Here is an 8,195-nt window from a genome sequence, read left to right as displayed (position 1 = left end):
TCCACGCCGCCAAGGTGGGGACTCGCTTCGAGGCCCTCGAGCCCATCCGCCAGGGCGTCAAAGCTCGCTTCGGGGCATACGGCCGGGGCGTGGCCACGGGCTTGGCCATCCGCCACGACAACGGCAGCCAGTACACCTCGGAGGCCTTCCAGCGCGAGCTGCGTTTCCTGGGCGCCGACTCCAGTCCGTCCTTCGTCCGCAGCCCCGAAGGCAACGGCTGTGCCGAGCGCTTCATCCGGACGCTCAAAGAGCAGCTCCTCTGGGTCCGCTCGTTCGAAACCGTGGAGGCACTCCGCCAGGCCCTGCTCGACTGGGCTCGCCAGTACAACGAGCACTGGCTGCTGGAGCGCCACGACGTCCTCTCGCCGACTCAGGCCCGGCGAGAACTCATGCAACGGCAAGCCGCCTGATTGCTACCAATCTGGTGTCTCAACAATCAGGTGCGGTACAGGCCCTTCAAGTAGCTCCCCGAACGGTGCCCTCCACGAACTCGTTCTCTGTTTCTCTCTAGAGAATTCGAACTCTCTGATGTGGAGAAGGCGCTGCAATTTCCAGCGGTTACGAGTGGATGGGTAGAGAAGCTCGCCAATCGGGGACTGATTGGTCCGCCGCGAACTTCGCACCCGCTTGAGTGCCAGAGTGCGCCTCGCGGCGGATCAACACCTCGATTCTGGGCGGATGGGATAGAGACACACATGAGGGCCGCAGTCGGTGTGGCGGTGGGACACGGGATGACGGAGGCCCAGTTTCAGCCCCGTCTTGCGGCTCCCATATCCGCAACGGTGCACGCCACCCTTGAAGGCGGTCCTTCGCTACTTTGACCTACAGCCTTCTCCTACCTCCCCAGAGGGAGAGGGCATGTCGGACCGCCCTGTTACGTTACCCGACGCTCGTACTCACGCCAGGAGGGCTAACGATGGGCGAGCTGACCGAGTTTGCATCAGGGGAAGGGCGGGGGCTTGGAGGGCTTTCGCGCCGGCAGTTTGCGGAGCGAACTGTGAAATCCAAAGAGGTGCTGCTCGCAGTCATGGGCTACTTAGGCCACCAGCACGTTAATGACTATGTGCGAGAGCCTATTGCTGTGCTCGAGGAGCAGGTACTTCTGGTGGCGCGCTGCTTCGTCGCAACATGGCCCACGAAGGTGAAGCCGCATCCCGTTGACGTCGTCGCGATGGCTGTCCTGAGGTGTGGGCAGTTGGAGGCATCGCTGGTCCGCCGCATCTTCGGCGGCTTCTCGCTGGAGAGCGACCTAACGGCTCCAACAGAAGCGCAGCTCCAAAAGGAGGGGCTTCGAGTCGCCCGCGAGGTCGTGGTGCGCGACAGCCGCGCGGACCTCGTTGGATATGGCAAGGCGTTCTTCGAGCGTAATGTGATTGCCGTCGAGCTGAAGAATGCACCCGAGGCATGCGAGCGCCTCGCGGACCAGGTGGCGGACTATCGACGTGCCGCCGACTCTGTTCGCGTTGTCATGTCGCCGGAGTGTCTGGCTCGCACGTCGCTCGCCCGCGGCGAGCTGGCTGAGCCCTCCGCTTACGCCCAGTGCATCTCGAAGATGGGGGCTGAACTCTGGACGCTGGACTCAACCACGGGCGAGTTTCAGCGAATCAAAGGGGCCTCGGCGGGTGCGTACGTGCCCGCAGAGTATAAATCACTCTGGACGCGGCTATCCGGTGTTGCAGTAGCCGCGTAGTGACCAGGAGAATTCCCCGAACGAGCTACACGTTGAGGTGTTCTATGGCTTTGAAGCAGGTCGCAGCACGGATGGAAGGCGACGTGTTCCAGGGGATGGTCTTCTGGCTGAACGCGGCCATGCTCCTCAGACCCTCGGCGAAGGTCACGCGAGTATCAATCGAGCACGATCAGGCGACGGGCGTCGACGACGTATCGGTTCACTACGAGTCGCCGGGAATCAACGCCGGAGGGCGTTCGTGCGCGGCCGACTACTTCCAGGTGAAGTACCACGTCGATCGAAGCTCGGAGTACGCCTCCGAGAGCTTCTGCGACCCGAAATTTATCGGCGCCACGCGTTCGCTGCTTCAGCGTTTCCACGATGCGCGGTCTCGGCTGGGCAACGCCGACGGCTGGTATAGGCTGAACCTGGTCAGCAACTGGCAGTGGGCTTCGAGTGACAAGCTTGGACCACTTCTGCGTCAGTCGGAAGAGGGTGCGCTTCCTGACCGGTTCTTCAGCGAGGGTGCGCGCTCAGAACTCGGCAAGATCCGGAAGGCGTGGCGCGAGCATCTCGAACTTTCAGAAGCCGACTTCGATGACTTCGCGCGTCGACTTCGGCTCCGTGTGGACTACCTCAGCCGTCCCGCGCTCAAGGACCTGCTCAACGAGCGGCTCATCAACGTTGGCATGCGAGCGATCCCCGTTGACAAGGCGCAGAATGTCTACGACTCGCTCACTCAACAGTTCATCATGAGCGGGACCAACTCGTTCGACCGGCAGACGTTCCGCGCGATGTGCGAACGAGAAGGACTGCTTGTTTCACAGCCACCATCGGGTCCTCCAGTACTGGGCATTCGCAGCTTCATGCGATTCGCGGAGCGCATGGAGGACGAGTGCACGTCCTTCGTCTGCGTAGCAAGCAACTTCGAGGGCCGCCACTTTCGCTCGATAGATTCCTGGCAGAACGTAGTCCTGCCTAACGTTGCATCGTTTCTGAAGGGCGTCTCGTCACTCCGCACGGAGGAACACCGCCTTCTGCTCGAGTGCCACAGCTCACTCGCGTTCCTCGCAGGCTACGAACTCGACCGGAAATCGGGCGCGCAGGTCTTCCCCGTCCAGAAGGGCGTTCGGATGTCGGTGTGGAAGCCCGAAGGCTTGACGAGCACTGCGAACAGCACGTGGGCAACGACGACGAGCCCCGCTGGTAGCGGCCACGACGTGGCGATCGCCGTCTCCGTCTCCCGAGACGCACTCGCCGACGTGAAGGCGTACGCGAATGATTCATCGGCCATCGGCTCGGTAGTCGACGCTCGTCCCGCATCGGGCATCGGGCAGCGCGCGGTCGCAAACGCTGACCACGCCGTGGCACTCGCGGACAGCCTCGCCGAGGTGATGCGCGCGCACCGGCCCAAGGAGGGTGGCACAATACATCTCTTCATCGCAGCTCCCAACGCCCTCGCGTTCTTCCTCGGGCAGCATCGAGGAGCGCTGGGAAAGGTGCAGCTTTACGAGTTCGATTTCGAAGGTGAACGGGGAGGCTCGTACTCGCCGAGCATTCGCCTGCCGGCATGACGAGGTTTACAATGGAACTGCCGACTGACTTCAAGGAATTCCTGCAAGAGATTCGACCGACCGAGCATCAGCGCTCGGATCTGCAGACCGGGCACAAGACGCTGCGCGATCGGCTGACCGCTGATGAGGACCTAAATAAGTGCTTCCTCTCAGACTTCCTTCAGGGCAGCTATCGACGCGCAACGGCCATCCGTCCGAAAGGTGACCGCCGTTCTGACGTCGACATCATCATCGTGACGAAACTCTCCGAGCGGGAGTACACGCCAGCGAAGGCGATGGACCTGTTCAAGCCCTTCCTCAACAAGTACTACAAGGGGAAGTGGCGGCAGCAAGGCCGCTCGTTCGGCATAGAAATGCACTATGTTGAGCTTGACCTGGTTCTCACCTCGGCTCCCTCTGAAGCCGAAGTGGGAATCCTGCGCTCGGATGCCGTCACGAGCGATGATGACCTCGAAGAGGCGAAGGACTGGCGTCTCCATCGTTCGTGGGTTGCGCTAGGTTCGCGCTACCGAAGCGATGCCAAGAACCTGCTCGCAGAGGCCAAAGGGCAGGACGAGTGGAAGGCGCAGCCGCTCCACATCCCTGATCGCGATGCGAACAAGTGGGAGCCCACGCATCCTCTCGCGCAGATAGCTTGGACGCGCGACAAGACCGCTCGCACCGACGGTCATTTCGTCAACGTCGTGAAGGCGATCAAGTGGTGGCGTGTCGAGAACTACGAGGAGCCGAAGCACCCGAAGGGCTTTCCGCTCGAGCGGCTCATCGGCGAGTGCTGCCCCGACGGCATTACGAGCGTCGCGGAGGGTATCGTGAAAACGCTAGAGAAGATCGTCTCGCAGTACGCGCTGACCGTTCTGACCGGTGGCAAGCCGAGCCTTCCTGACTACGGCGTGTCGACTCATGACGTCTTCAAGCGGATCTCCGCTGACGACTTCAAGAAGTTCTACGACCAGGCAAAGACGGGCGCAGACCTCGCGCGGCGCGCCTACGACTCGGAGGACCGAACGGAGAGTGGCAACCTCTGGCGCGAGCTGTTCGGGAGCAAGTTTCCGAAGCCGCCGGAATGCGGGGGTGGCGGTTCGGGAGGGTCGAGCCGACGTGGTTTCACGCCGCCGACGGGACCGGCCGTTCCGGGGAGCGGACGCTTCGCGTGACCTCAACGCCCCTCCTTCCACCGCTCAAGATCGAGCGCGGCCTGCGCGGGCTGCGAGGCATCGATGCGTGCCTCGTCGAGGATGGGCCGAAGTTCGACGAAAGAACTAAGCGCTGGGTCGTCACACTGTCGCTCCATCGCGATGTCGGCGCTCGGTTCGTCGGAACGTCGACGAGATGGTGCGTGCTCATCGACGGGGACTATCCCTTCGGCCCTATCTCGTTCTACCCCGCCGCGGAGGGCGGGCTCACCGCGACGTTCCCGCACCAACGGAGGAACACGGCTGGCCGCGAGCGACGTGGTTGGCGAAGCGGCAAGTTGTGCCTCGACTCTCCGTTTGGAGGCGAGCGACGAGTAACCGTGGTTCGCGATCCAGTTGGCGACGTCGATGCGCGACTCAGGTGGCACGTCGAGCGTGCGATGGCATGGCTTCAGCACGCTGCGAACGACCAACTCCTGGCTGAGGGTGAACCGTTCGAGTTGCCCGACCGCCCTCACACCACCGTGCGAGAGTGGGAGCGCCACCTCGTTGTGGACGACGAGACCGCAACTTCGTTCGCGGCGTGGAGCGGCCGAGAGCGTACCTTCGGCCGTGCGCGTTTCGGCGCGGTCACTGACATCGGCGGTGCGCTCGGCGTATCTCGTTTCGAAGACCAGAGCGGAACCACCATCCGCACATGGGCTGGCCGTGAGCTTGGCGATCTCGGGAAAGGCGACGTCAACGGCTTTTGGTGGCTCTTGCCCAACCCCATTGTTTTGCCGCCGTGGCAGGCGCCCGGCACATGGGGAGAGCTTCGACGGATCGCGAAAGCGATGGGGCTCGATACCGACGCAATGCTGCGATGGCTATTCCCCTCGATTCGAGGCGCGAAGCCGAGCAGCGTTCTGCTGATCGGTTACCCTGTGCCTCTGCGCGTTGGCGCGGCGCCTTCTGAGGTGCACTGGGACGCCCTCCTGCTCCCACGCCTGAACGAAGCGTCCGGGAAGCCGCCGAGTGGCTTTCGCCCGAATGCCCGCGGTTGGTGGCACCGCGACCGATACGGGAAGTTCGCGGACAACGTTTCGCTCGAGTACTTGTACGCGGAGAACTGGAGCCCCCAGCGTCTCCATGCTCGCGGCCGACTTCCGACTGCAGTGCGGGACCTGCGAGTCGCGCTTCTCGGCGTCGGCGCTCTCGGATCGCTCCTCGCGGAGATGCTTGTGCGCGCGGGCGTCACGGACGTCGCCCTCGTCGATGACGACCATGTGGAGGCTGGCAACGTGTGCCGACATGTGGCCACGCTCGTCGATATCCGTAAGGACAAAGTGCAGGTCGTTGGGCAGCGACTGCGGCAGATTTCGCCGGATGTTCGCGTCGTTGAGGTGAGCAAGGCTTTCTGTGGCGACGTGAAGACGATCGTCGAACAGCTCGACCCCTATGACGTCGTCCTCGACTGCACGGCTTCGGACGAGGTCGTAACGTTGCTCGCTACGGGGTGGTGGTCGAACCCGCGTGTCTTCGCTTCGTTCTCACTCGGCTACGGCGGGAAGAGACTCTTCTCGTTCGGCGTGAGCGGCCACGAATTCCCGCAGCAGGAGTTCACCTTGAAACTCCGTCCGTGGATCGAGCACGAGGCGGCAACATGGGCAACCAGTGAAGAGGTCCTCGAGGGAGCAGGGTGCTGGTCGCCGCTGTTCCCGGCTCGCCACGATGACGTGGTGCTGGCTGCCGCAACGTGCGTGAAGGAGCTTGAGACGCTCGTCGCGCAGAGGCCGCGCGCGCCTCGCTTCCGGGTGTTCGCACAGAGTGGTTCCGACGACGGCTTCCAGGGATTCGTCCCTGAGGCCATCCCGCCCAGCGTGGATGCGAAGGCGTCATGAAGGACTGGAGAGGGAAGACCGCGGACGGCACCTTCGCCGTGCAGCTTCAGGCGCCGGTGCTCCGCGCTCTAGATCGCCTCTGCCGCGAAGCACGCGCTTCCGAGACGGGCGGCATCCTCATCGGCCGCTACTCGGACGAGCTCTCGGTGGCGATCGTGCGGGAGGCGACGCCGCCACCGTCGGACTCGCTTCGCGGGCGCGCCTGGTTCGTGCGGGGCGTGAGCGGCCTCGGCGACATGCTCGGCAATAAGTGGCGGGCGAAGGAGCGCACGTACTACGTCGGCGAGTGGCACTTCCATCCCGTGGCCCACGTCGAACCGAGCGGCGACGACTTCGAACAGATGCTCAAGATCAGTCACGCCAAGGAGTACGACTGTAAGGAACCGTTGCTGCTCATCGTTGGCACCGGCAAGCAAGATGGGTGGCGTTCGCTCCGTGCGTTCGTCTGCCCAGCGGGCTGCGCCCCATTGGAACTCTTGCCTTGGGTTGGAGCCGCTGATGCAAAGTGAAACTGCGGAAGGGGCGCCCGAAGAGCGTGTTGACTTCCTCCCGGGCACCCTCTGGCCCGGCGTGTGGTTGACCTGCCCCGTTCTTGGCCCACGCGTTACGAACGTCCTAGCGCTGCTGAGATGGCGAATCTCGTTAGTCGCGGCGTCCTCCTACACCTACAGCATGCAGGCGCCGAGCTGCCTCTGAAGTGACGGCAGGGGAGCATCCCGTCCGGGCCGCTGCCCGAGGAATGCCGCAGCCGATGCGCAGCGCGGCAGTCTGCTCACGGTAGAAGTCCAGCCCGGCGTCCGGCTCCACAGCCGGAGGCGCCAGCAGCCTGTTGCCCCCAGGTCCACACCAGGGTGGAGGTGTGGCTACCGGATATTCGGGTCCGGTGAGAAGCGTGCGTCAGCGAACGCGTCATTGCATGCACAGCCCTCCAGATGGGGTCCGAAGAATGCCGGGGATGGAAGGGGCGAAGGTGGGTGAGCGTGCGCAGGCGCCTCTGTGTGGTCATGCAGCTCTTGACGGGATGCGGCAGAATTCTGGCCTGCCAGCTACGGCCGGCAAGGCAAGAATGGCAAGATGCGGGTCTTCGTGAAGGCGCTGGTCGAGACGATGCACTCGGCCCTGCTGAGCCGTTCGGAGCTGGTGCTGGAGAACCTGGCTCTTCGTCAGCAACTCGCAGTCTTCCGTGAGAAGCGCGCGTCACCGCGGCTTGCGCGGGGCGACCGCCTCTTCTGGGTGGTTCTCCAACGCCTCTGGCAGGGTTGGCGGAGGCCTCTGTGCTTGGTGCAGCCTGCGACAGTGGTGAAGTGGCATCGGATGGGCTTTCGACTCTTCTGGCGATGGAAGTCCCGGAGTCGGGTGGGGCGGCCTCGGGCAACTCCGGAACTGCGCGCGTTGATTCGGCGCATGGCTGAATCTAACCCGACATGGGGTGCCCCGCGTATTCATGGGGAGTTGTTGAAACTGGGGATGGAAGTAGGCCAGACAACGGTCGCTCGGTACATGCCCAGACCTGGAAGGGGAGCGCCGAAACCATCGCCCTCGTGGCGGAGCTTCTTACGCTTGCATCTGTCAGAGTCCGCGGGAATGGACTTCTTTGTCATTCCGACTGCGACGTTTGGAGTGCTGTTGGGATTTGTGGTTGTGAGTCACCGAGACAGGCAAATTCTCCACCTCAATGTGACAGCGCACCCGACGGAAGAATGGACGAAGCAGCAGTTGCGCGAGGCCTTTCCCTGGGCCAGTGTTCCAAGGTACTTGCACCGAGATAGGGACAAGCTCTACTCCGAGGGCGTTCGCGCCACGCTTACCCATTTAGAACCTATTTCGGTAGGAGCGCGTGGAACCAAGTGATGATGCCCAGCGCAAAGTGCAGCATTGCGACGTAGGTGTCCTCTCGCTTCTCCCAGCGCACCAGCAGACGTCGGAAGCGGTTGAGCCA

The 8,195-nt window shown here is 63.2% G+C and carries 7 protein-coding genes and 1 pseudogene; 7 read left to right on the top strand and 1 reads right to left on the bottom strand.

Going from position 1 to position 8,195, the window contains the following annotated elements; genetic code table 11:
• The 7 genes from KRR26_RS35790 to KRR26_RS37950 form a co-directional block, all read left to right on the top strand.
• On the top strand, positions 1–410 hold a 410-nt coding region (locus tag KRR26_RS35790), incomplete at its 5' end, for an integrase core domain-containing protein (RefSeq protein ID WP_217082100.1).
• Positions 411–916: 506 nt separating this feature from the next.
• Positions 917–1,690 (top strand): hypothetical protein, encoded by a 774-nt coding sequence (locus tag KRR26_RS35785; protein WP_217082099.1) that lies wholly within the window; start codon positions 917–919, stop codon positions 1,688–1,690.
• Positions 1,691–1,734: 44 nt separating this feature from the next.
• Positions 1,735–3,243 (top strand): SAVED domain-containing protein, encoded by a 1,509-nt coding sequence (locus KRR26_RS35780; RefSeq protein WP_217082098.1) that lies wholly within the window; start codon positions 1,735–1,737, stop codon positions 3,241–3,243.
• Positions 3,244–3,254: 11 nt separating this feature from the next.
• A complete protein-coding gene (locus KRR26_RS35775) occupies positions 3,255–4,397 on the top strand; it encodes an SMODS domain-containing nucleotidyltransferase (protein ID WP_217082097.1) in 1,143 nt (380 codons plus the stop codon).
• The gene (locus KRR26_RS35770) at positions 4,394–6,256 is read left to right on the top strand and encodes a HesA/MoeB/ThiF family protein (protein ID WP_217082096.1); all 1,863 of its coding nucleotides are present in this window, start codon (positions 4,394–4,396) and stop codon (positions 6,254–6,256) included. The genes KRR26_RS35775 and KRR26_RS35770 overlap by 4 nt, the downstream gene beginning before the upstream one ends.
• Positions 6,253–6,765 carry a Mov34/MPN/PAD-1 family protein gene (locus tag KRR26_RS35765; RefSeq protein ID WP_217082095.1) on the top strand — a complete coding sequence of 171 codons (513 nt, stop codon included), beginning with the start codon at positions 6,253–6,255 and terminating at the stop codon, positions 6,763–6,765. Before KRR26_RS35770 ends, KRR26_RS35765 begins: the two co-directional genes overlap by 4 nt.
• 565 nt (positions 6,766–7,330) lie before the next feature.
• Positions 7,331–8,107, top strand: a complete 777-nt coding sequence (locus tag KRR26_RS37950; protein ID WP_407931763.1) for an IS3 family transposase — start codon at positions 7,331–7,333, stop codon at positions 8,105–8,107.
• Here the strand turns inward: KRR26_RS37950 and KRR26_RS35760 are convergent.
• A pseudogene (locus KRR26_RS35760) lies at positions 8,076–8,195 on the bottom strand (IS5/IS1182 family transposase); the annotation flags it as partial. The gene KRR26_RS37950 and the pseudogene KRR26_RS35760 overlap by 32 nt on opposite strands.

The organism is Citreicoccus inhibens (assembly GCF_019039035.1).
In the GTDB taxonomy this organism is placed as follows: domain Bacteria; phylum Myxococcota; class Myxococcia; order Myxococcales; family Myxococcaceae; genus Citreicoccus; species Citreicoccus inhibens.
The sequence above is the reverse complement of the archived record's forward strand: the minus strand, read 5'-3'. Positions and strand labels throughout refer to the sequence as shown.

What these genes read in the sequence shown, in the direction of transcription:
- KRR26_RS35785 (WP_217082099.1), top strand. Translation starts at nt 917, where the DNA reads ATGGGCGAGCTGACCGAGTTTGCATCAGGGGAAGGGCGGGGGCTTGGA.
- KRR26_RS35775 (WP_217082097.1), top strand. Translation starts at nt 3,255, where the DNA reads ATGGAACTGCCGACTGACTTCAAGGAATTCCTGCAAGAGATTCGACCG.
- KRR26_RS37950 (WP_407931763.1), top strand. Translation starts at nt 7,331, where the DNA reads ATGCGGGTCTTCGTGAAGGCGCTGGTCGAGACGATGCACTCGGCCCTG.
- KRR26_RS35765 (WP_217082095.1), top strand. Translation starts at nt 6,253, where the DNA reads ATGAAGGACTGGAGAGGGAAGACCGCGGACGGCACCTTCGCCGTGCAG.
- KRR26_RS35780 (WP_217082098.1), top strand. Translation starts at nt 1,735, where the DNA reads ATGGCTTTGAAGCAGGTCGCAGCACGGATGGAAGGCGACGTGTTCCAG.